Here is a 21,999-nt window from a genome sequence, read left to right as displayed (position 1 = left end):
CATGAGCAGCGAGGCAGAAAGCAATGGAGTCGTGCTCAAGGTCGAGCATCTGACGAAGCATTATCCTGTGAAGGCCGGCGTGTTCGGACACTCCGACAAGGTCGTGCATGCCCTCGAGGATGTCTCGTTCGAGCTGCACCGCGGCGAGACGTTTGCTATCGTCGGCGAGTCCGGCTGCGGCAAGTCGACGACCGGCAAATGCATCCTGCGCCTCACGGAGCCCACGTCGGGCAAGGTCATCCTCGACGGCGAGGATTTCACGGCGCTCAAGGGAGAGGCGCTCACGAAGGCACGCCAGAAGATGAAGCTCATCTTCCAGGACCCCTACAGCTCCCTCAACCCGCGCATGACCGTCTCTGACATCATCGCAGAGCCGATCGATATCGCGGGCACCTACAAGACGAAGGCAGAACGCGATGCCCGCGTCGAGGAAATCATGAAGGCCGTCGGCCTCGACCTCGAGTTCAAGTACCGCTATCCGCACGAGTTCTCGGGCGGCCAGCGCCAGCGCATCGGCATTGCCCGTGCCATCGTCCTCGAGCCTGAGGTCGTCGTCTGCGACGAGCCGGTCTCGGCTCTCGACGTCTCCGTCCAGGCCAAGGTCATCAACCTGCTCATAGAGCTCCAGAAGAAGCTCGGGCTCTCCTACATCTTCATCAGCCATGACCTGTCGGTCGTGAAGCACATATCCGACACCGTGATGGTCATGTACCTCGGCCACACGATGGAGCTCGCCTCCAAGAAGGACCTCTACGCCAATCCGCTCCATCCCTATACGAAGGCCCTGCTCGATGTCATTCCCCGCATCCGCCACGAGCGCATCCAGGACAAGAAGATCCTCGAGGGCGACGTGCCATCCCCGACGAATCCGCCGAAGGGCTGCGTCTTCCATACGCGCTGCACGAGCTGCATGAAGGTCTGCACCGAGCGTGCACCCGAGATGCACGAGGTGGAGCCGGGCCACTTCTGCGCCTGCCACCTCTTCGACAAGGACCTCACCGAGGCAGAGCGCCAGCTCGAACTCAACGAGACGCTTGTTGCAGAAGAGAAGGCAGATGCCCTCTCCTAGAAGCTGACTCCATAGAGAGCAAGCGCGCCGGCATCCTGAGGGTGCCGGCGCGCTCTTTGTAGCCCTGAAGCTGATGCTTACTGGTAGCGGAGTGCTTCGATCGGGTCGAGCTTGGCAGCCCGGCGTGCGGGGTAGTAGCCGAAGATGATGCCGATCAGGATCGAGATGCCGGTCGCAATGGCGATCGAGGCAAGGTCGAGCACCGGCGTGATGCCGCCGAAGCCGGCAGAGGCCAGAAGAGAGCCTGCCAGCTGCGCCACGGCAAGAGAGCCGAGATAGCCGAAGACGATGCCGAAGATGCCGCCCGTGATGCACAAGATCACGGACTCGAGCAGGAACTGCTTCGTGATGTCGGAGCTCCGGGCACCCAGCGCCTTCCTGAGTCCTATCTCGCGGATGCGTTCGGTCACATTTGTGAGCATCATGTTCATGATGCCGATGCCGCCGACGACAAGCGAGATGGAGGCCACTGCTGTCATGAGCAGCTGGAATGTCATCATCGCGCTGTTGACCTGATCGATCGCAGACTGCATGGCTGATACGTCATATTGCCCCATATGGTCTTCCGAGCTCTCGAGGTGGTAGTGCTTCTGGACCCAGGCATCGGTCTCTGCGACAAGCTCCATCACATCCTTGTCCTTGCGGGCGAGGCCTATTGCCGTGAATGCCGGGACGCTGGTGTATCCGAGACGCCTCTGACAGGTCTTGAACGGCATGTAGGACGTGAGGATCGAGCTCATGCCTGCCTGGGATTCATACACGCCGATGATCGTGAAGTTCGCATTGACGAGGCGTACCTTCTGGCCGACAGCACCCTCTGCGTCCATGCCAGTAAGCCTCTTTGCCGCTCCCTCGTCGACGAGGACCACGTTCGCGGCTTCCTCGTCCTCCATGTCTGTGAAGAAGCGGCCGGCAATGAGCTTCGTGCCCATGATCTTGAAGTAGCTGGCCTCGACGCCCTGGACCTGGAGATAGGAGTCGGAGCTTCCGCCATTCTGCGAGGAGTTCGAAAGGTCGACGCCGGCATTGTTCGTGAGGCTGATGGCTTCATAGCCGTCCACGCTCTGCTTGAGCGAGTCGATGTCGGTGCTCTTGATGCCCGATCCCACGCCGATCGTGATGATCCGGGCACGGTTTGCGCCCATCTCGCCCATGATGGACTCGCGGACGCCGCCGATGAGCCCTGTCATCGTTATGACGGCAGCGATACCGATGACGATGCCGAGGATCGTGAGGAGGGAGCGTCCGCGGTTCGCATCGAGCGCCTCCCAGGTTTCCTCGAAGTAGTCTCTTGCTCTCATGTGCGCCCCCTTTCGTGGGACCCGGACTGGGCCACCCAGGCCCGTTCCTCCTCGTCGGTGAGCAGATGCCCGTCCCTGATATGGACGCAGCGGTCTGTCCAGGAGGCGACCTCCGCATCGTGGGTGATAAGGACGATGGTCTTTCCTTCATCCCTGAGCTTCAGGAAGGTCTCGAGGATGAGGCGGCTCGTTGCAGAGTCGAGGTTTCCGGTCGGCTCATCGGCAAGTATGAGCGCCGGGTCGTTCACGAGGGCACGGGCGATTGCGACACGCTGCATCTGGCCGCCTGAGAGCTCGTTCGAGCGGTGGTCATAGTACTCGGCAGGAAGGCCGACGGCGGCAAGGGCTGAGCAGGCCCGCTGCTCCCGCTCCTTCGGAGGCAGCGGGCCATAGAGGAGCGGCAGCATCACATTGCGGAGCACTGTCGCCCGCGGCAGCAGGTTGAAGGACTGGAAGACGAAGCCGATGCGCTCAGAGCGGATCTGGGCAAGCTCGTCGTCTGTGAGCTTCGAGACATCGAGGCCTTCGAGCTTGTATGAGCCCGAGGTCGGCGTATCGAGGCAGCCCATGATGTACATGAGGGTCGACTTGCCGGAGCCGGAGGGCCCCATGATCGACAGGAGCTCGCCACGCTTCACCGTGAGCGAGACGCCGCGCAGGGCATGGGTCGGGATGCCTCCTTCGTCGTAGATGCGGTGTATGCCCTGCATCTCGATGATCGGGGTCATGATGAGACCTTCGTCGCGCCTGCTGTGGCACCTTCGTCCAAGGCAGGGGATGAGGAGGAATCGGAATCTGCTGCATCGTAGCCGGAGATATCGACCTCGTCGCCTTCCTTCACGTTCGTGATGGCAGCTTCATCGGCGTTCTTCGCAAGGATCTCGACCGTGCGCTTCTCCCAGCTTCCTTCCTGGGAAGGGTCATCGCCCTTGAGTATCCAGACATAGGAGGAGCCGTCTTCCGCCTCGTGCAGCGCTGCGATCGGCACGATCAGCGAGTCGGGCACATCCTGCGTCACGATGGTCGCATCTGCTGTCATGCCCGGCTTCACGCGCGGATCGGGAGCGGGGATGATGAGGGAGACCTTGTAGGTGGCTGTGCTGCTGTAGCCGTAGCCATAGCTCTCCGAGCTCTCAGAGGCCGTGGCGACACGCTCGACCGTGCCTTCGAGCGCGACATCAGGCAGTGCCGAGAACGTGACCGTGGCGCTCTGGCCGATAGCAAGCGAGGAGATATCCATCTCGTCGACCGAGGTCGTGACGCGGAGCTGCGAAAGGTCGGCTATCTGGACAAGGGGTCCTGTCGTTGCGCTGCCGGATGCAGCGGCGGCACCCCAGGAGGCACCATTCTGGGCATTGACGGCGATGACGGAACCGGAGACGGGAGCGGTGACCGTGCGCTTGTCAGCCGTTGCCTGGGCATCGGCCACAGCCTGCTGGGCATTTGCCAGCGTCGTCTTTGCAGCATCGACCGAGCTTGCAGCAGGCACGACCGTCGAGTACCAGACATCGTCCGGGTCCTGCATCATGGTCTGCTCTTCTGCAGTCTTGGCGCTGTTCCAGGTGTTCAGCGCTTTCTTGTACGTGCGGTATGCCTGGTCATAGGTGGCATTCGCATCGTCGAGCGCGCGCTGGGCGGAGGCTGCCTCCTGCTGGGCCTGCGTCACAGCGCGGTCAAGGCTGTCGTTCTTGAGGGTGAAGAGGACATCTCCTGCATTGACGGTGTCGCCTTCCGAGACCCGCACATCCTGGATGATGCCATCCACTTCAGGCGTCACGACGGTGCTCGAGACCGGCTGGGCAGAGCCCGAAACCGTGACCGAGGAGATGAGGTCGCCTTTGTAGACGAAGGTCGTCACGTGCTCGATCGTGCCGGTGCCCTGAGAGGCGAAGAGCTGCGGCAGGATGAACGCTGCGGCAGCAGCCGCGATGACAGCACAGATGATGAGGGCACGGATACGCTTCTTGCGCTTCTTCTCCCTGCGGACACGCTCCAAGGCGGCAAAGGCAGCAAGGCCTTCTGCATCCTCTTCGGCCTCGGTGCGTGGCAGCTGCGTCGTGGCAGCCGTCTTTCCGAGCCCTTCGCCAGGTGCCAGGACATTGAGGGGCTTCGGCGCTCTGTCTTCCGGCACGTGCTTGTTCTCAGCCATGGTGCACGCTCCTTTGTCTGTCTGAGGGAGGGGCCATTACACACAAGAGATAGGAATGCAGTTCTGAAAGAAAGCTTGAATCAAAGGTACCCGTAGAAGCCAGAAGGCGCGAGGCGCTGGAACCAGATATCGGCCAGCGGATTTTTGGCTTCTCGATGCTATCGTCTCCTTCCGCCTCCCATCTATCCATCGATATGTCCGTCTCTTTCCTTACATCTCTGTAAGGCAGGCACAAAGAAAGGGAGGAGGGCGCATGCCCTCCTCCCCAAGAAGCCCAATCTATGCCTGCCAGCTGCTATGCGCTGTAGGTCATTCCCTTGAAGTGGAAGTCGACCAGGATATCGAGGCCGTCGTAGCCCTTGCGCAGGACATACGGGTTCTGCGGCCAGACGACAGGAATCGTGCCGAAGTCGGTGCGGACGAGCTGGTTGTCTGCCTTGATCGTGTTCTCCTTCGCCGTCGCATCGTCGAGGGAGGCACGTGCGGCATCGACGTAGCCGTCGAAGGCAGATGAATTGTAGAAGCTCGAGCGCTGGGAGGCATTCGTGCTGTAGAAGTAGGATGCCATGTGCTCGACGCCGACGAACGAGAGCGTCGACCAGGTCACGAGCGTGACCTGGAGCGTGCCGTTCTTGCGGGAGTCGGCCCAGAGGCCCGCATCGATGGTCTGGACATCGACATTCACGCCGATCTGGCTCCAGTAGTTCTGGATTGCGACCATGACAGACTGGTCCTGGCTCCTGACCTGGGCGGTGAGGGAGAGGCCATCCGCTCCTGCCTCGGCGAGGAGCTCACGTGCCTTCTCGGGGTCGTACTCGAGGATGTCGGCGCCTTCGTCGGAGCCGGTCTCCGAGGGCGGGATGAAGCCCGTGCAGGGGATGGCAGCACCGGAAAGGACCGTATCTGCCAGCTCCTGGCGGTTGATTGCGAGGGAGAGGGCCTGGCGGACGCGGGCATCCTGGAGCTTCGGCTCATTGAGGTTCAGGTTCACGAACTGCGTTGCAGCAGGCGTGTAGAAGACGATTTGGTCCTTCACATCGTCGTCCGATTCATACTGCTGCAGGAGCGACGTGCTGAAGAAGCAGAGGTCGATATCGCCGTTCTTGTAGTTCATCATGCGCGTGTTCGCGTCATCGATGTAGAGCACGTCGACCTCGTCGATGGCAGGCTTGCCCTGGTGGTAGTCCTCGAAGGCCTTGAGCACGACTTCGGAGGACTCATCGTTCGATTCGAGGTAGAAGGGGCCGGAACCGATGAAGTTCGTGCCGGTGCCCCAGGCATCCCCTGCGGCCTCGCAGGCTGCCTTCGGATAGATCGAGGCATAGAACTGGCAGAGCATGTTGAGGAAGGAGGAGTAGACCTGACGGAGCTTGATCGTGAAGTGCGTATCATCGACCACGGTGAAGCCGGAAAGCGTCTCCGCTGTGCCATCGAGCACTTCCTGGCCGCCCTCGATGTAGACGAAGGAGTCGGCCTCGGCCTTCTTGGCAAGAAGACGCGTGAGCGAGTACTCGACATCCTCTGATGTCATCGTCGAGCCATCGTGGAACTTGATGCCGTCCTTGAGCTCGAAGGAATACGTCAGGCCATCATCAGACACCGTCGGCAGCTGGGTCACGAGCAGAGGCTCGACCTCGAGCGTCTTCGTGTTGAGCGTCACGAGCGTGTCGCAGATGTTCTCCGAGGCACCCCAGGTGCTCGACGTCGTCTGTGTATCGAACGAGGTCTTCGAGTTCGTCGTGCCGACCTTGAGGACGACGGAGTCGGACGTGGACGTACTGGCATTCGAGCCGCCGCAGGCGGCAAGGCCTGCTGCAGAGGCAGCAACGGCGGCGCCGAGCGCTCCCCTCAGGAATGAGCGCCTTGTGACGCTTTCGGGCAGGATGTGGCTGAGCACCGTCTGTCTCGGGCTGGTCATGCGGGTTCCTCTCTCTTGGTGGCTCTGCGGCTTGGCAGGGCAGCATCCCCGGACATGCAAGATTAATGGCTACACTTTACTAGGAATTAGAAAGATTTCCATGCCTCGAGACCCATCATGTAACAATTCCAGCCTCTCCGAAAGCTGCTTTCGGCAATGGAGCAGCTTTCGGAGAGGCTGGAGTGCAACCGGCTTGCGATGTGTCTTTCGTCCAGTTCCAGGCGCTCTTGGACATGTCCTTGTAGTGGAAGTTCACGAGGATCGAGAGGCCATCGTAGCCTTCGCGCAGGACATAGGGGGTCTTCGGCCACACGACAGGGATCGTTGCGAAGTCCGTGCGGACGAGCTGGCGGTCTGCGGCAATCGTGCCTTCCTTTGCCTCGTCCTCGTTGAGCGTCGTCCTGGCAGCATCGACGTAGCCGTCGAAGGCAGACGAGCTGTAGAAGCCCGAGCGCTGGGAAGCATTCGAGCTGTAGAAGTATGAGGCCATGAACTCCACGCCGATGAAGGAGAGCGCCGACCAGGTCACGAGTGTGACCGTGAGAGCGCCGTTTGCACGCCCCTCGCGTCAGAGGCCGGCATCGATGGTCTGGACATCGACATTCACGCCGATCTGGCTCCAGTAGTTCTGGATTGCGACCATGACCGCTTGGTCGGAGCTCCTGACCTGGGCGGTGAGGGAAAGATCTGTGACTTTTGCCTCGGCGAGAAGCTCACGTGCCTTCTCGGGGTCGTGCTCGAGGACATCGGCGCCTTCGTCGGAGTTCGTGACTGAGGGCGGGATGAAGCCACAGCAGGGCTCGGCCGAGCCGGAAAGCACGGTGTCTGCGAGCTCCTGGCGGTTGATTGCGAAGGAGAGTGCCTCGCGCGCGCATCCTGGAGCTTCGGCTCATTCAGGTTCAAGTTCACGAACTGCGTGGAGCCCGGCATGTACATCTGGATCTGGTCCTTCACGTCCGAGTCTGCCTCGTACTGTGTCAGGAGCGAGGTGCTGAAGAAGCAGAGGTCGATGTCGCCGTTCTTGTAGTTCATCATGCGGGTGTTCGCATCGTCGATGTAGTAGACATCGATCTCGTCCAGGCCTGGCTTGCCCTCGTGGCAGTCCTCGAAGGCCTTGAGCACGACTTCTGAGGAATCATCGTTCGAGTCGAGCTTGTAGGAGCCCGATCCTATGAAGTTCGTGCCCTGGCCCCAGGAATCACCTGCCGCCTCGCAGGCTGCCTTCGGATAGATCGAGGCAAGCATGTTCAAGAAGGACGAGAAGACCTGCTTCAGCCTGATCGTGAAATGCGTGTTGTCGGTGGCGGTGAAGCCGGAAAGCGTCGTGGCCGTGCCGTCGAGCACTTCCTGGCTGCCCTCGATGTAGACGAAGGAGTCGGCCTCGGCCTTCTTGGCAAGAAGACGCGTGAGCGAGTACTCGACATCCTCTGTTGCCATCGTCGGTCCGTCATGGAACTTGATATCGTCCTTGAGCTCGAAAGAGTATGTGAGGCCATCGTCTGAGACGTCAGGAAGCTTCGTCAGAAGTACCGGCTTCACCTCGAGCGTGTCAGGATCGAGCTCGACGAGCGTCTCGCAGATATTCTCAGAGGCGCCCCAGGTAAGAGAGGTCGTCTGCGTATCGAAGGAGGCCTTCGGATTCTCGACGCCGACCTTGAGCACGGCAGGGGAGGAGCCGGAGGTGGAGGCAGCCTCTCCGCCGGAGCAGGCGGTGGCGCTGATGGCAGCTGCCGCCACGGCAGAGCCGAGCGCTCCTTTGAGAAACGACCGGCGCGTGAGGGATGCCGGAAGCGCATGCGCGATGGCAAAGGTCTGATGGCCGGCCATGAAGATCAGCTCCAGCCTCTCTGGGATGCCCGGAGCTCGGGTTATCGATAAAGTGCATAGGATGAACGGTACGCGCTGCAGGGGCGCAGCACTATCGATGGAGGCGAAGCCTTCTGAGATTGCAGCGAAATGGAAACAGGCGACACGGAGCTGCAAACATGTCCACCTCGCAAAAATTGATGGATGCCCCGTGCGCGCCCTGCCCTGGCGGCGCACAATGGAGAGGTCTGAGAACGAGAGAAAGGATTTCCATGAGCGATGTAGTCGACCGCTTTGTCCGCTATTGCGCAATCGCTTCGCAGTCCGACCCTTCGGTGGATATCACGAAGCCGGAGAACATCCCGACGACGAAGACGCAGTTCGCTGTTGCCAACGCTATTGCAGACGACCTCAGGGAGCTTGGCGCCGAGGACGTCTCTGTCGACGAGCATGCCTATGCGATTGCCCACTGGCCGGCAAGCGCAGGCCTCGAGGACCTGCCGTGCCTCGGCTTCTGCTGCCATATCGATACGGCCTGGCAGACCTGGGGCGATGAGGTGCATCCCGAGATCAAGCACTACGAGGGAGGGGAGCTTCTGATCGGCACCGGGCGCGATGGCAAGCCGGTCACGATCAGCCCGAAGACGAACCCGGCACTTGAGCACATGGTCGGCTGGGATCTCGTGACAAGCGATGGCACCTCCCTTCTCGGTGGCGACGACAAGGCAGGAGACGCCGAGATGGTGAGCCTGCTCAAGCGTCTCAAGGACGACCCCTCGATTCCGCATCCGCGCCTTGCGTTCTCGTTCGTGCCGGATGAGGAGCTGGGACACGGTGCTGCCCTTCTCGACCTCAAGAAGTTCGGTGCCGACTATGGCTACACGATCGACGGCGGACCGCTCGGCGAGTTCTGCTACGAGACGTTCAATGCCGCCGAGGCGAAGGTCTATGCAACGGGTCGCTCGGTCCATACTGGCACGGCCAAGGGCCTCATGATCAATGCGTCCGAGGCTATCTGGCAGTTCCACAGCATGATCCCTGCCCAGGAGCGTCCAGAGTACACGGAAGGCTATGACGGGTTCTACTATCTCGAGCGCGTCGAGGGCAACTGCGAGGTCGCCGAGGCCGACTACATCATCCGCGACCACAAGCAGGAGCTCGTCGAGAAGAGGAAGGAGCTCATGCGCCGCGCGGTCGAGCTCGTGAACCTCCAGTACGGCGAGGAGGTGCTCAGGATCGAGATTCACGACCAGTACCATAACCTCGCAGATGTCGTGACGAAGCCCGAGTACAGGCACCTCATCGACAATGCCCGCGAGGCGTACGGCAAGATCGGCCAGGACATGCGCTGCATCCCGATGAGGGGCGGCACCGACGGCTCCCAGCTCAGCTTCCGCGGCTTCCCGTGCTGCAACCTGAGTGCCGGCTACTATAACGCCCACGGCGTCCGTGAGTTCGTGCCGGTGCCGGAGCTCGAGGCAATGGTGGACATGCTCGTGGAGCTCGTGCAGCTCTACGCAAAGAAGCAGGAGGCATAAGGTGGCAGATACGGCAAACGAGGTCAAGGCAGAGAACCTTCTCGCCCTCACGCGCGAGCTCATATCGGTCGACTCTCCTGTCGGCTATTACCCTGAGATCCATGCATGGCTCAAAGACCGCCTCGCTTCCTGGGGCTATGAGATGTACACGGACAACAAGGCAACGGCCTATGTGAAGGTCGAGGGCGAGGACACGTCCAAGACCGTGATGGTGGGAGCCCACCTCGATACGCTCGGCCTCATCGTCCGTGGCTTCAACGACGACGGGACGCTCCGCGTGCGCCAGCTTGGCGGCGTCAACTACCACTCGCTCGAGGGCGAGTGCTGCCGCATCCATTGCCGCGATGGCCGTGTCGTGCCAGGACAGGTCATCTGCGAGAAGCACTCGGTCCATGTCTTCGAGGATGCGAAGACCGTCGAGCGCACCGAGGATACGATGTTCGTCTCCGTCATAGGCGACGTGAAGTCCCCTGAAGATGCCCGCGCGCTCGGTATCACCGAGGGTGCCATCGTGGCACCCGACCCGCACTTCGAGTCCTTCGATAACGGCTATATCGTCTCGCGCTTCATCGACGACAAGGGAGCCGTGGCAGCGCTTCTCGATACGCTCCTGTGGCTCCACGAGACCGGCCAGAAGCCTGCTGTGACGACGCTCTTCGCCTTCCCGATCTACGAGGAGATAGGGCACGGCGGAGCATATGTGCCCCCCGAGGTCTCCGAGTATGTGGCGCTCGATATCACGCTCATCGGTCCTGACTACGATGCCGACGAACACAATGTCGGCATCATCTGCGCAGACCACAAGGGCCCCTATGACTGGGAGCTCACGAACCGCCTCATCCGCTGTGCCGAGAGTGCCTGCACGCCGGGACACTGGAACACGCAGGTCTGCTTCCATTACTCCACGGATGCGAATGCTGCCTATGTCCTCGGCAACAATCTCGCTTCCGGTGCCTTCGGCATGGCCTGCATGAACACGCATGGCCGCGAGCGCTGCCATGTGGATGCGCTCGTCGAGACGGAAAAGCTTGCCCGTGCCTACCTCATGGGCCAGGGCCGCGCATAGCCTCGTGGTGCTTTTCGGTCTTTGGGAAAACATGGTGGCAAGAGCTGCTCCATGTGGGCATCATAGATAGTGACTGAACGACCCGCGGGAGCGGCACTGAGGAAGGACTGGCCCATGCAGAAGGGGAACAAGAATCTGAACGATTTCATGCGCGGCAGGAACGGCACCGACGAGCTTGCGGTAGCATCGCTCTGCGCTGCGCTCATTCTCCTGATCATCAATATCTTCGCCAGCCAGCTCTGGCTCACGATTGTCGTCCTGGCCTTCGTCGCCTATGGCCTCTTCCGCTTCTTTGCACCGGCATCCGAGCAGCTGAGGGAGCAGAATGAGCACTTCGTGAAGATCGTCGGCCCCGTCGCGCCGTGGCTGCGCGACCCGGCAGCTGCCTTGAAGGAGTCGCAGCAGTACAGGCATCTCCAGTGCCCGCACTGCGGCCAGATGGTCCGCGTGCCGCGCGGCAAGGGCGCCATCCGCGTCACGTGCCCGCGCTGCCATGAGAAGTTCGACACGCGCTCCTAGGAGAATTCGATGTACCGCCTTTTCCTTGCCGGAGGCACCGCCTCCGGCAAGTCCTCTGCCGCCAGGTATCTGGCCCAGAAGGGCGCCCTGCGCATAGATCTCGACCAGCTCTCCCGTGCCGTCCTGGCGCCGGGAGAGCCGTGCGTTAGAGAGATTGCCGATGCCTTCGGATCCGATCTCGTCGATCCTGCGACCGGCATCCTCGACCGCCACCTTCTGGCAGAGCGGGCCTTCAAGGATGCAGCCTCGACGAAGAGGCTCGAAGACATCGAGCTTCCCCATATCACCGGTGCCTTGAAGGCCATCCTCTCCGAGGGACAGGCCGAGGTCGCGGTCGTCGAGATTCCTCTGCTTGACAGGGCAGAGTCCTACTTCGACGAGGCAGACGAGATTGCCTGCGTGATCACGCCTCTGGCACTCCGCCGCGAGCGTGCCATCGCGCGTGGCATGGACGGAGCCGATTTCGACCATCGAGTCGCCCAGCAGCCGACCGATGCCTACCTCGAAAAGAAGGCAGATACCGTCTTCAGGAACGACGGCGACGAGGCTGCGCTCAGAGCGCAGCTCGATGCATGGTGGAAGAAGCGTGAGGCTGCCGGCTGGCAGGGGAGGGCGCGATGAGGGCACATGGCTGCGGCGGCTGCCTTCTGCGCATCATCGTCTGTGTCCTGGCGGCAGGCTTCATCTGGCAGCTCTTCGGAGCCCATCTCGAGCCCTATGCGAAGAAGGCAGAGCGTCTTGCCTATCCTGTCTCCTACGACGAGGCGATACTCGCATCGTCTGAGCGCCACAACGTGGATCCGCTTCTTGTCTGTGCCGTCATCAAGTGCGAGAGCAACTGGGATCCATCTGTGTCATCGGATGCCGGCGCCTGTGGCCTCATGCAGCTCATGCCGGAAACCGCAGAAGAGCTCATACGCCAGGGCTATGTGGATGGCAGCGTGTACAGCGCAGATGCACTCTATGATCCGGAGACAAATATCGAGTTCGGCTGTGCCTACCTCGAGCTTGCAAGGCACGAGCTCGGCAGCACGGATGAGGTCATCGCTTCCTACAATGCCGGCATCGGCAAGGTGAAGGAGTGGCTCGCATTTGGCACGGGCTCCATCTCGGAGCTTTCCCAGGAGTATCCCGAGACGGCGACCTATCTCAAGAAGGTCCAGAATGCCTATGAGCGCTACCGGGCACTCTATACGGAAGGCCTTGCTGCGAAGGCCTGAGCTCTGTTGCAAGAACAGATGTTCCTGTATGATAGCTGCAGGAGGTCATGATGGCAGACAAGGATGAAGATCAGTTCTCAGAGCCGCTTGCCGGCTCGAAGGAGGCGCGCGAGCGTTTCGGTGCCGAGCTGAAGCGATTCGGTCTTGGTGCAGACTCCTCGAAGCTCGAGGTCGTCTCGCCCTATGAGCCGGCAGGAGACCAGCCCCAGGCCATAGAGAAGTTGGCAGACGGCGTGAGGCGCGGCCTTCGCTACCAGACGCTTCTGGGCGTCACGGGATCGGGCAAGACGTTCACGATGGCAAAGACGATCGAGGCCGTGAACAAGCCCACGCTCATCATGGAGCCGAACAAGACGCTTGCGGCGCAGGTGGCAGGCGAGATGAAGGAGCTCTTCCCGAACAACGCCGTCGTCTACTTCGTCTCCTACTACGACTACTACCAGCCTGAGGCCTATGTGCCGCAGTCCGATACCTATATCGAGAAGGATGCCTCGATCAACGAGGAGGTGGAGAAGCTCCGCCACCAGGCGACCTCGAGCCTGCTCTCCCGCCGTGATGTGATCGTCGTGGCGTCTGTCTCCTGCATCTACGGCATCGGGTCTCCGCAGGACTATGCAGGGCTCGCTCCGAACATCGACAAGTCGGAGCCGCTCGAGCGCGACGACCTCATACGCTCCCTCATCGATATCCAGTACGACCGAAACGATCTCGACCTCTCGATCGGCACGTTCCGCGTAAGGGGAGACACGGTCGATGTCTGGCCGCCCTATGCAGAGAATCCTTTGAGGATCTCGTTCTTCGGCGACGAGGTCGAGCTCATAGCCGAGATCGACAAGGTCACGGGCGAGGTCATCCGCGAGTTCGATGCCATCCCCATCTGGCCGGCATCGCACTACGTGACAGAGCGCCCGAAGATCAACCACGCACTCAAGACCATCAACGACGAGCTCACGCAGCGTCTCGCCGAGCTCAAGGCAGACAACCGTCTCCTCGAGGCACAGCGCCTGAAGGAGCGCACGTCCTACGACCTCGAGATGCTCGAGAACATGGGCTACTGCAATGGCATCGAGAACTACTCGCGCCACCTCGATGGCAGAAAGCCGGGCGAGCCGCCCTATACGCTCATCGACTACTTCCCGGACGATATGCTCTGCATCATCGACGAGTCCCATGTCACGGTGCCGCAGATTCGCGGCATGCATGAAGGCGACCGCTCGCGCAAGGTCACGCTCGTCGAGCATGGCTTCAGGCTTCCATCCGCTCTCGACAACCGCCCACTGCGCTTCGACGAGTTCGAGCAGCGCATCCCGCAGTTCATCTATGTCTCGGCGACGCCGGGAGACTACGAGGAGCAGGTCTCGCAGCAGACGGTGGAGCAGATCATCAGGCCGACCGGCCTTCTCGATCCGAAGATCGAGGTGCGTCCGGTCCGCGGCCAGATTGACGACCTCATCAGCGAGATCAAGGAGCGTACGGCAAAGAAGGAGCGCGTGCTCGTGACGACGCTCACGAAGCGGATGGCAGAGGACTTGACCGACCATCTCCTCGACGAGGGGATCAAGGTCAACTACATGCACTCCGATACAGCGACGCTCGACCGTGTCCGCATCATCCGCGAGCTCCGCGAAGGCAAGATCGATGTCCTTGTCGGCATCAACCTCCTGCGCGAGGGCCTCGATATCCCCGAGGTCTCGCTCGTCGCAATACTCGACGCCGACAAGGAAGGCTTCCTCAGGAACAGAAGGTCGCTGATCCAGACGATGGGACGCGCCGCCAGAAACGTCTCGGGCGAGGTCATCATGTACGCAGACGAGATCACGGACTCGATGCGCGAGGCCATCGACGAGACGAGGAGGCGCCGCTCGATCCAGGAGAAGTTCAACGAGGAGCACCATATCGAGCCGCATACCGTGCGCAAGGCGATCAACGATATCTCGGCCTTCCTGGCAGAGGCGCACGATACGCTCGATACGAAGGAGAGGAAGGACGGCGTCTTCTTCACGCCGGCAGGATCTGAAGCAGGAGATGCTCCTGCCATGACAGAAGAGCAGCTCACGGAGGACCTGAAGAAGCTGCCGCGTGCCGAGGTCGAGCGCCTCATCTCGACCCTCCAGGAAGAGATGGCAGCGGCCTCCGAGTCCATGGACTACGAGGAGGCAGCGCGCGTGCGCGACCAGCTCGTCCAGGTGAAGGCGCTCGTCGAGCACACGACCGAGGAGGATGTGATGCGCCGCCTCAAGGCCGGTGCCCGGAAGGGCTCCGAGCATGCGACAAGGCGCCGCTACCGGGGACCGCGCAAGCATTAGAAGGTGCAGAAAAGAGCGGGGGCAGCACGCGCTGCCCCCGCTTCACATCTGCCAGTTCTTTCTGCGCCCTATTCCCTGATCTCGCGTATCAGGTGCTCGGCGCAGCTGATGCCATCCGCTGCTGCGCTCATGATGCCGCCTGCATAGCCTGCACCCTCGCCGCAGGGCCAGAGGCCTCTTGTAGAGACGGACTGGCCATCCTTCTCGCGCACGACACGCACCGGAGAAGAGGAGCGGGTCTCGACGCCGGTGAGCACGGCATCTGCCACATCGAAGCCCTTGAGGTGCTTGCCCATCTGCGGAATCGCAGCACGCAGGGTCTCTGCGATGTAGGGAGGAAGAGCTGGCTCGATCGTACCCCAGGTGACGCCGCGCGGATAGGTCGGCTGGACGGTGCCTGCTGCTGACGATGGCTGGCCTTTGAGGAAGTCGCCGACAAGCTGTGCCGGTGCCTGATAGGCGCCCCCGCCAAGCTCGAATGCCTTCCTCTCGCAGGAACGCTGGAGCGACAGCCCTGCGAGAGGGTCGTCTCCGGGAAGGTCTTCGGGAAAGACATTCGCAAGGATGCCGGCATTCGCATTTGTGCCGGCGCGGTCGGAGAGGCTCATGCCGTTCGTGCAGACGCCGCCTTCCTCGCTGGCTGCGGCAACCACATAGCCGCCCGGGCACATGCAGAAGCTGAAGGCGCTCCTGCCGGAAGGCAGGTGGCTCACGAGCTTGTAGGGGGCAGCGCCGAGTGCGGGGTGTCCTGCAGCAGGTCCATACTGCGCCTTGTCTATCTGTGCCTGGAGGTGCTCGATGCGGGCACCCATGGCAAAGGTCTTGCGCTCGAGCGTTACCTGCTTCTTATGGAGGAGCTCGAAGACATCGCGGGCCGAATGGCCGCAGGCAAGCACGACCTCATGCGCTGCGATATCCTCGCCGCGCTCGATGCCTTCATGCTCCTGCGTCACATGGATGCCTGAGATCGAGCCATCCTGGGCAAGGTAGATGTCATCAAGCCTGCAGCGGAAGCGGACCTCGCCGCCTGCTTCCTCGATGCGGTGCACGATGTTCGTGACCACATGGGGCAGGATGTCGGAGCCGACATGGGGCTTTGCGTCCCAGAGGATGCGCTCGGGAGCTCCTGCCTCGACGAAGGTCTCAAGTATCAGCCTATGGAGCGGGCTCTTCGTGCCGGTCTGGAGCTTGCCGTCAGAGAAGGTGCCGGCGCCTCCAAGGCCGAACTGGATGTTGCTCTCTGTATCGAGGAGGCCGGTCTCATTGAAGCGGCTGACCCGCGCGGTCCTTCGCTCCGCGTCATCTCCACGCTCGATCAGAAGCGGGGAGAGGCCTGCCTCTGCAAGCGTGAGGGCACAGAAGAGGCCAGCGCATCCGGCCCCGACGACAATCGGGCGCTCATCGAGCGTCGAGGTATGCCGCTGCGGGAAGCGGGGCGGCACCTCGTCGACCGTGCGGACGTTTCTGTCCTGGCGGTGGTGGGCAAGACGGCGCAGGAAAGCACGCTCCTTCTCCTTGCCGCCCACAAGCGCGATGCGCACCGTGAACATCAGGTGGACATCCGACTTCTTGCGGGCATCGATCGAGCGGCGCCTGAGCTCGAACGAGGCGATCTGTGCCTTCGTGAGATGGTATTTCTTCAGCACATGCTGCTCGACGATGTGCTTTGCGGACTCGACGGTCCCATCCAGCGTTCCCAGAGGTATTGCGATGTTTGAGATTTCGATCACAGGGAGCGCTCCTTTCTAGTTCCGGATCTCTCGGGCGGCTTTGGCAGCCTCTGTTCCGGCCTTCATGCCCGAGGTCCAGGCCCAGCCCAGATTGTATCCTCCGCAGGGCCCATCGATATCGAGCGCCTCGCCGCAGGCAAAAAGGCCACGGGAGCCGGCAAGGGCAGGATCTGCTTCAAGGGTCGGCGCGAATGAAGAGATGGCAAGGCCGCCGCGCGTGACCTGAGCATGTCCGGTATCTGTGCGTCCTTCGACCGTGAAGGAAAGGGCCTTGAGCGCCTGCGCGATGCGGTCGGGATCTCCGCCTTCACGTTTCCAGAGGAGCTCTGCAAGGCGTGGGTCTGAGACGCCTTCCGCGGTATGTGCCAGGCGGATGAGGCGGGACAGCTGCGATGCGGCATAATCCGGCGCGAGGTCGAGAGCGAGCGTATCGCCTGGTTCGGCCAGCCGTGAGAGATTGAAGACAGCGATGCCGGAGAGTCCATAGGGCCTGAACAGGAACTCCCCTGCTTCTTCGGCGATCTTCTCTGCTCCGCGCAGAAGCGTGGCTCTGCCATGGGCACGCCTGCCGTCGAGGGTCTCAAGCGGAAGCCCCTTGAGCGCAAGCGGGCAGAGGATGGGCTCCGGTGCGATGCGGGGAAGCTGTGGCACAAGCGTCTCGGCCAGGTGTCCGCCGCCTGCAAGGACGGCGCAGGAGGATACAAGCGCACCTTCGCCGGCCTCGCCTGAAAACGAGACCTTCCAGCCCTTGCCCTGGGATTCAAGCTTCTTGGCACCGCGTCCTGGCAGAAGCAGGACTCCTGCACGCTGGGCGCGGGCAAGAAGGACATCGCGCACAGATGCTGCCTGCCTCGAGAGGGGATAGCAGCGGGTGTCGTCTGCCGTCCATGCCATGCCTGATGCCAGGAAGAAGGCGAAGACCTCATCTGCCATGTCCTGCCCGACGGCTGACTCGACGAAATCGGGGTGGTTGTAGAAGGAGGGAGCAAGATCAGCCGCTGTGAAGTTGCAGCGTCCGTTGCCGGTCGCCAGAATCGTGCGGCCGCACTCGAGGGCTTCTTCGAGGACGCATGCTGAGGCGCCTTCCTCTGCTGCCGTGATGGCACAGGCAAGGCCTGAGGCGCCGCCGCCGACCACGCAGACATCTGCAATCTTTGGCGGTGCCACCTTCATCGCAGCATCGAGGGCACGCTCGCGCAGCTGCGAGCGTGCGGTCTTCTGTCTTCTGCCTCCTGCCATGGGAGCCTTTCTATTTCAGTGCGTCCATCACGGTCGCAGAGGCGACGATCGCGGCAATCGCATCGGGGATGAGGCCGTCGGGGAGGTCCTGCTCCATCCTGCCGGCATCGCACATCTGCGCGAAGGAAGGATCGATCGGCAGCTGGCCCAAAAAGTCGAGGTCGTAGCGCTTTGCAGTCTCCTCGGCGCGGCTCGGGCCATACGGCTCGATCTTCTCGCCACAGTGCGGGCAGGTGAGATAGGCCATGTTCTCGACGAGGCCGAGGCACGGCACTTCCATCATCGATGCCATCTTCACGGCCTTGCCGACGACCATCTGGACGAGGTCCTGCGGCGAGGAGACGATGATGACACCCTCGATTGGGAGGGACTGGAAGACGGTGAGGGCTACGTCACCGGTTCCTGGAGGCATATCGACGAGCAGGAAGTCGAGGTTGCCCCAGTTCGTCTGGCCCCAGAACTGCTGGAGGGCGCCAGCGAGGATGGGTCCACGCCAGAGCACCGGATCATCGTTGTGCTCGAGCAGGAGGTTTGTCGACATGACCTTCATGCCGTTTGCGGTCTCGCAGGGGACCATGTTGTTTCCGTCAGCGGCGACCATATCGTCGGCGAGGCCGAACATCTTCGGGATCGAGGGGCCGGTGATATCGGCGTCGAGGATGCCGACAGAGGCACCGTGACGGGCAAGCTCGGTGGCCAGGATGCCGGTCACGAGCGACTTGCCGACGCCTCCCTTGCCGGAGATGACACCGATCACATGCCTGATGTTCGAGTTCTCGTTGAGCGGGAAGATCTGGGGTCCCTGCTCGGCCTGGGGTGCATCTTCGTGCATCTGGCCCATCTCTTCGCGTATCTGCTGTTCCTCTTCAGGTGAAAGCGGCATGGTGCGCCTTTCTCTTAGGTAAATGCTGTTTCCCACCTATCATACCCCGCACGGTCCTTTCATCATGCTCGCGGTGCCTGAAAAGCCGCCTTTGGGTGCATAATGGGAGGCAATGCATCCGTCTGAAGGGATTGAGCATGCTTGCAGCAACGCTTGGCTATGTCGACCGCTACGACTTTTCGAACGAGCGGTTCCAGAAGGCCTATGCCTTCCTGCGCCAGAACGACCTCAGCGCACTTCCGCTCGGGAAGCATGAGGTCGCAGGCGACGAGGTATTCGCGAACGTCCAGGAATACGATACGGTGCCGGCAGCCCAGAAGCACTATGAGGCGCACAGGCGCTACTTCGATATCCAATACATCATCTCGGGCGAGGAGGCCATTGCCGTTACGCCGGTCGAAGGCGTCAAGGCACTCCAGGAGTTCGACGAGGCATCCGACTTCTGCCTCTACGACGAGCCAAAGGCCTGCTCGTGGGTTCCGCTCCATGCAGGCGAGCTCATGATCTTGGGTCCCGAGGAGGCACACAAGCCAGGATGTGCCCTTGCAGGTCCCGAGCATGTACGCAAGGTCGTCGTGAAGGTCGCCCTGTAGCGTACGACACAGAATCCAGCGTCTTTGGCCCCCCTGCCTTTGGGCGGGGGCTTTCTCATGCCTCTCATGCTTTGGCATGAGGAGAAAGTCGAAGGCTCTCGGCACCATGTTCACGCCCAGGGGAGGAAGGTGCTGAATTGAACGGCGGAAAGGCGGTTTCACCGAATTTCTCTGGACGATGCCTTCCTGGGTGGGCGCAGCATGTATCTTAAGGTACCATTAAGAAATAATGAAAAGATTGTCCGCTCTCCGGGAACGCATCTGGGCAGGGTGGTGCAGACGATGCGCGGGACCAGGCAGCATGGCTGTGGCCAAGACATGCCCTGGACTCTCTGCGCTGGATATGGATTGGGCAAAGGAGCAAGAACGTGGCCGCATCACGCATGGGTTCCCCCATCAGATTCCGCTGCGCGCTGGCAGCCTCGAAGCTTGTGCGCGGCGTGCTCAGGAAGACCGGACATGTGGGAGGACAGCTTCCCGGCGTCATCGCCGAGAAGATGGATCCAGACTTCCTTGCACATATTCCGATGCCGGAGCACCTCGTGTTCGTGTCCGGCACGAATGGCAAGACGACGACCACGAACCTTATCGCCGATATCCTCTTCGATAACAGGCGGATGCTCGTGACGAACCGCGCGGGCGGCAATATCGGCACCGGCATCGCCTCGACGCTCATTGCCAATGCTGACGCGGGCGGCCATCCCCGTGCCGATACGGCTGTCATGGAGCTCGACGAGATCTGCTTCAATGAGGTCATGCCCTATGTGGACCCGGAGCTCGTCGTCGTGACGAACCTCTACTCGGATACATTCACGCGCTCGGCAAATCCCGACTATGTCTTCTCGGTCATGAGCAGGAACATCTCGCCGGATACGCGCCTTGTCCTCAATGCAGACGACCTCATCTCCTGCCGTATGGCACCGCAGACGAAGAGCCGTGTCTACTATGCGATAGCCCCTCAGCCCGAGGATACGAAGGAGCCCCAGGGCATCGTCTGCGACCTGCCGGCCTGCCCGGTCTGTGGCGGCAGGCTCGAGTATGACTACGCCCATTTCCGCCATCTCGGCCATGCACGCTGCACGTCCTGCGGCTACACGAATCCCGAGCCCGACTATGTGCTCACGAAGATCGACCACGAGAAGCATCTCCTGACGATAGAGGAGCGCTGCCACGAGGGGTCGCCTGCGCATGAGTACTATCTTCAGTCGCTCTCGATCACGAACGCATACAACCTGCTTGCCGCTATCGTCGCCGTGCGCGAGATGGGGCTTTCTGCCGAGGAGATTGCGCACTCGCTCGAGCATGGCATCAACATCACGACCGAGCGCTACCAGGCACGCAGCGTCTGCGACAGGCGCATCGTGACAATCGCCTCGAAGGGGGAGAACGGCACGGCCACCTCGGTCGCGCTTCAGACCGTCATGTCGGAGCCGGGCACGAAGGCCTTGATCATGCTCCTTTCCGATGGACACATGGCAGAGAATGCCGATGAAGTGGAATACCCGGGCTGGCTCTATCTCACGGACTATGAGCTCCTGGACGATCCATCCGTGAAGGAGATCGTGCTCGTCGGCGCGACGGCAGATGAGCAGGCGCTGCGCCTGCGGCTGGCAGGCGTGCCGGCAGAGAAGATCACAAAGGTCGCAGGCTGGGAGGATGCCGTCAATGCCGTGCATCCGATGGAAGCCGATGCGACCTACATCGCCTTTGCCGTCTCGAATGTCGGCATCGCGAGCAAGGCAGCATATGCCCTGGCGAAAAGGATCGAGGAGGCAGATGGTGAGCGCTGATACGACGATCGAAGTCCTCTTTCCGGAGTTCGGAAACCAGGGCGGAGACAATGGCAACGAGATGTATCTCAGAGCCTGCCTGCCCGATGCCCGCTTCATCCATACGCATAGGGGAGATGTGCCCTATTTCGCAGAGCACGTGCCCTCCTTCATCCTCTGCTGCAACATGACAGAGCAGCAGCAGGACATATCGGTCAAGGAGCTCATGCCCTATAAGGAGAGGCTCGCCGAGCTGGCCGATAGTGGCGTCCCCATGCTCTTCTGTGGAAGCGCAGCCGAGCTCCTCGGCACCTGGATCGTGGATCCGGACGGCACGACGAACCCTGCACTCGACCTCTTCAGCTTCACGACGCACCGGAACATGCCGAAGCGCTACCTCGATGTCGTGCTCGGCACGTTCGTGCCGGCACCGGGGGAAGACCCTATCGAGATTGCCGGCTTCAAGGCACAGTTCACGCAGATGGAAGGGCACAACGAGTCCTGCTTCTTCTGCGAGGACGAGGTGGGATTCGGCCTCAACGTCGAGACGAAGCTCGAAGGCTGGAGACGGGGCGGCCTCATCGCTACCTGGATCATAGGTCCGCTCCTGCCGGAGAATCCCGGTTTCGTGCGCTGGCTCCTGGACGAGATGGGGGAGAAGGACGCTTCCCTTGCCTTCGAGGAGGAGGCACGGGCTGCCCATGACACGCGCGTGCGCACGTTCCGTGTGCCGGGGATGCATCTCACGATATAGCCATTTCTTGTTGGTTCTTTGGTGGCATGCGGGTTTCGGGACCCCGCTTCGGACCTTGGAGGTTCGGGGCGGGGTCCTTATTGCTACCATGGATGTATCCATCTCGAGATGGGTGAAGACTGCTCTTCAGCAGCAGGGA

At 61.5% G+C, this 21,999-nt stretch carries 19 protein-coding genes and 1 pseudogene; 11 read left to right on the top strand and 9 right to left on the bottom strand.

Annotated elements, in window-relative coordinates:
• The first annotated feature begins 1 nt into the window (after position 1).
• Entirely contained in the window at positions 2-1,069 is a 1,068-nt protein-coding gene (locus VXJ24_RS01975; protein WP_330971236.1) for an ABC transporter ATP-binding protein, read from the top strand.
• Positions 1,070-1,146: 77 nt separating this feature from the next.
• Here the strand turns inward: VXJ24_RS01975 and VXJ24_RS01970 are convergent, their stop codons facing one another.
• From VXJ24_RS01970 to VXJ24_RS01950, 5 genes are all read right to left on the bottom strand, one after another.
• The gene (locus tag VXJ24_RS01970) at positions 1,147-2,370 is read right to left on the bottom strand and encodes an ABC transporter permease (RefSeq protein WP_330971235.1); all 1,224 of its coding nucleotides are present in this window, start codon (positions 2,368-2,370) and stop codon (positions 1,147-1,149) included.
• Positions 2,367-3,098 (bottom strand): ABC transporter ATP-binding protein, encoded by a 732-nt coding sequence (locus VXJ24_RS01965; RefSeq protein WP_330971234.1) that lies wholly within the window; start codon positions 3,096-3,098, stop codon positions 2,367-2,369. Before VXJ24_RS01965 ends, VXJ24_RS01970 begins: the two co-directional genes overlap by 4 nt.
• Entirely contained in the window at positions 3,095-4,519 is a 1,425-nt protein-coding gene (locus VXJ24_RS01960) for an efflux RND transporter periplasmic adaptor subunit (protein ID WP_330971233.1), read from the bottom strand. Before VXJ24_RS01960 ends, VXJ24_RS01965 begins: the two co-directional genes overlap by 4 nt.
• A 295-nt stretch (positions 4,520-4,814) precedes the next feature.
• Positions 4,815-6,437 carry an ABC transporter substrate-binding protein gene (locus VXJ24_RS01955; protein ID WP_330971232.1) on the bottom strand — a complete coding sequence of 541 codons (1,623 nt, stop codon included), beginning with the start codon at positions 6,435-6,437 and terminating at the stop codon, positions 4,815-4,817.
• A gap of 115 nt (positions 6,438-6,552) precedes the next feature.
• Entirely contained in the window at positions 6,553-6,966 is a 414-nt protein-coding gene (locus VXJ24_RS01950) for a hypothetical protein (RefSeq protein ID WP_330971231.1), read from the bottom strand.
• Between VXJ24_RS01950 and VXJ24_RS01945 the strand changes: the two genes are divergently transcribed.
• Positions 6,926-7,063, top strand: a complete 138-nt coding sequence (locus VXJ24_RS01945) for a hypothetical protein (RefSeq protein WP_330971419.1) — start codon at positions 6,926-6,928, stop codon at positions 7,061-7,063. The genes VXJ24_RS01950 and VXJ24_RS01945 overlap by 41 nt on opposite strands.
• Here the strand turns inward: VXJ24_RS01945 and VXJ24_RS01940 are convergent.
• Positions 7,006-8,264, bottom strand: a pseudogene (locus VXJ24_RS01940) (ABC transporter substrate-binding protein). The gene VXJ24_RS01945 and the pseudogene VXJ24_RS01940 sit on opposite strands and share 58 nt — an antisense overlap.
• 251 nt (positions 8,265-8,515) lie before the next feature.
• Here VXJ24_RS01940 and pepT point away from each other — a divergent pair.
• The 6 genes from pepT to uvrB all read left to right on the top strand — a co-directional run bounded on the left by pepT (position 8,516) and on the right by uvrB (position 14,892).
• Entirely contained in the window at positions 8,516-9,781 is a 1,266-nt protein-coding gene (gene pepT, locus VXJ24_RS01935; protein WP_330971230.1) for a peptidase T, read from the top strand.
• A gap of 1 nt (position 9,782) precedes the next feature.
• On the top strand, positions 9,783-10,847 hold the full coding sequence (locus VXJ24_RS01930; protein WP_330971229.1) for a zinc-binding metallopeptidase family protein: 1,065 nt from the start codon (positions 9,783-9,785) through the stop codon (positions 10,845-10,847).
• Positions 10,848-10,961: 114 nt separating this feature from the next.
• On the top strand, positions 10,962-11,366 hold the full coding sequence (locus VXJ24_RS01925) for a hypothetical protein (protein ID WP_330971228.1): 405 nt from the start codon (positions 10,962-10,964) through the stop codon (positions 11,364-11,366).
• Positions 11,367-11,375: 9 nt separating this feature from the next.
• Entirely contained in the window at positions 11,376-11,987 is a 612-nt protein-coding gene (gene coaE / locus VXJ24_RS01920) for a dephospho-CoA kinase (RefSeq protein WP_330971227.1), read from the top strand.
• Positions 11,984-12,586 (top strand): lytic transglycosylase domain-containing protein, encoded by a 603-nt coding sequence (locus tag VXJ24_RS01915; protein WP_330971226.1) that lies wholly within the window; start codon positions 11,984-11,986, stop codon positions 12,584-12,586. The genes coaE and VXJ24_RS01915 overlap by 4 nt, the downstream gene beginning before the upstream one ends.
• A 50-nt stretch (positions 12,587-12,636) precedes the next feature.
• Positions 12,637-14,892 (top strand): excinuclease ABC subunit UvrB, encoded by a 2,256-nt coding sequence (gene uvrB, locus VXJ24_RS01910; protein ID WP_330971225.1) that lies wholly within the window; start codon positions 12,637-12,639, stop codon positions 14,890-14,892.
• Positions 14,893-14,960: 68 nt separating this feature from the next.
• Here uvrB and VXJ24_RS01905 read toward each other — a convergent pair whose 3' ends face one another.
• The 3 genes from VXJ24_RS01905 to VXJ24_RS01895 are packed head-to-tail and all read right to left on the bottom strand — an operon-like array spanning position 14,961 to position 18,744.
• Positions 14,961-16,622 carry an NAD(P)/FAD-dependent oxidoreductase gene (locus VXJ24_RS01905; protein WP_330971224.1) on the bottom strand — a complete coding sequence of 554 codons (1,662 nt, stop codon included), beginning with the start codon at positions 16,620-16,622 and terminating at the stop codon, positions 14,961-14,963.
• 15 nt (positions 16,623-16,637) lie between these two features.
• Positions 16,638-17,861, bottom strand: coding sequence for an aminoacetone oxidase family FAD-binding enzyme (locus VXJ24_RS01900; RefSeq protein ID WP_330971223.1), 1,224 nt, complete (start codon positions 17,859-17,861; stop codon positions 16,638-16,640).
• A gap of 10 nt (positions 17,862-17,871) precedes the next feature.
• Positions 17,872-18,744 (bottom strand): Mrp/NBP35 family ATP-binding protein, encoded by an 873-nt coding sequence (locus VXJ24_RS01895; protein WP_430623805.1) that lies wholly within the window; start codon positions 18,742-18,744, stop codon positions 17,872-17,874.
• A gap of 137 nt (positions 18,745-18,881) precedes the next feature.
• Here VXJ24_RS01895 and VXJ24_RS01890 point away from each other — a divergent pair, with 137 nt between their 5' ends.
• The 3 genes from VXJ24_RS01890 (at position 18,882) to VXJ24_RS01880 (ending at position 21,860) form a co-directional block, all read left to right on the top strand.
• Positions 18,882-19,337, top strand: a complete 456-nt coding sequence (locus tag VXJ24_RS01890; protein ID WP_330971222.1) for a NanQ anomerase/TabA/YiaL family protein — start codon at positions 18,882-18,884, stop codon at positions 19,335-19,337.
• Between the two features lie 368 nt (positions 19,338-19,705).
• Complete coding sequence (locus tag VXJ24_RS01885; RefSeq protein ID WP_330971221.1) at positions 19,706-21,127, top strand: MurT ligase domain-containing protein; 1,422 nt, start codon at positions 19,706-19,708, stop codon at positions 21,125-21,127.
• Entirely contained in the window at positions 21,114-21,860 is a 747-nt protein-coding gene (locus tag VXJ24_RS01880; RefSeq protein WP_330971220.1) for a glutamine amidotransferase, read from the top strand. Before VXJ24_RS01885 ends, VXJ24_RS01880 begins: the two co-directional genes overlap by 14 nt.
• Positions 21,861-21,999: the final 139 nt, after the last annotated feature.

The organism is Olsenella kribbiana (assembly GCF_036408795.1).
In the GTDB taxonomy this organism is placed as follows: domain Bacteria; phylum Actinomycetota; class Coriobacteriia; order Coriobacteriales; family Atopobiaceae; genus Olsenella_L; species Olsenella_L kribbiana.
The sequence above is the reverse complement of the archived record's forward strand: the minus strand, read 5'-3'. Positions and strand labels throughout refer to the sequence as shown.

Excerpts from the sequence above, each read along its gene's own strand:
- VXJ24_RS01975 (WP_330971236.1), top strand. The coding sequence starts at position 2 with ATGAGCAGCGAGGCAGAAAGCAATGGAGTCGTGCTCAAGGTCGAGCAT.
- VXJ24_RS01970 (WP_330971235.1), bottom strand. The coding sequence starts at position 2,370 with ATGAGAGCAAGAGACTACTTCGAGGAAACCTGGGAGGCGCTCGATGCG.
- VXJ24_RS01965 (WP_330971234.1), bottom strand. The coding sequence starts at position 3,098 with ATGACCCCGATCATCGAGATGCAGGGCATACACCGCATCTACGACGAA.
- VXJ24_RS01960 (WP_330971233.1), bottom strand. The coding sequence starts at position 4,519 with ATGGCTGAGAACAAGCACGTGCCGGAAGACAGAGCGCCGAAGCCCCTC.
- VXJ24_RS01955 (WP_330971232.1), bottom strand. The coding sequence starts at position 6,437 with ATGACCAGCCCGAGACAGACGGTGCTCAGCCACATCCTGCCCGAAAGC.
- VXJ24_RS01945 (WP_330971419.1), top strand. The coding sequence starts at position 6,926 with ATGAACTCCACGCCGATGAAGGAGAGCGCCGACCAGGTCACGAGTGTG.
- pepT (WP_330971230.1), top strand. The coding sequence starts at position 8,516 with ATGAGCGATGTAGTCGACCGCTTTGTCCGCTATTGCGCAATCGCTTCG.
- VXJ24_RS01925 (WP_330971228.1), top strand. The coding sequence starts at position 10,962 with ATGCAGAAGGGGAACAAGAATCTGAACGATTTCATGCGCGGCAGGAAC.
- coaE (WP_330971227.1), top strand. The coding sequence starts at position 11,376 with ATGTACCGCCTTTTCCTTGCCGGAGGCACCGCCTCCGGCAAGTCCTCT.
- VXJ24_RS01915 (WP_330971226.1), top strand. The coding sequence starts at position 11,984 with ATGAGGGCACATGGCTGCGGCGGCTGCCTTCTGCGCATCATCGTCTGT.
- uvrB (WP_330971225.1), top strand. The coding sequence starts at position 12,637 with ATGGCAGACAAGGATGAAGATCAGTTCTCAGAGCCGCTTGCCGGCTCG.
- VXJ24_RS01900 (WP_330971223.1), bottom strand. The coding sequence starts at position 17,861 with ATGGCAGGAGGCAGAAGACAGAAGACCGCACGCTCGCAGCTGCGCGAG.
- VXJ24_RS01895 (WP_430623805.1), bottom strand. The coding sequence starts at position 18,744 with ATGCCGCTTTCACCTGAAGAGGAACAGCAGATACGCGAAGAGATGGGC.
- VXJ24_RS01890 (WP_330971222.1), top strand. The coding sequence starts at position 18,882 with ATGCTTGCAGCAACGCTTGGCTATGTCGACCGCTACGACTTTTCGAAC.
- VXJ24_RS01880 (WP_330971220.1), top strand. The coding sequence starts at position 21,114 with ATGGTGAGCGCTGATACGACGATCGAAGTCCTCTTTCCGGAGTTCGGA.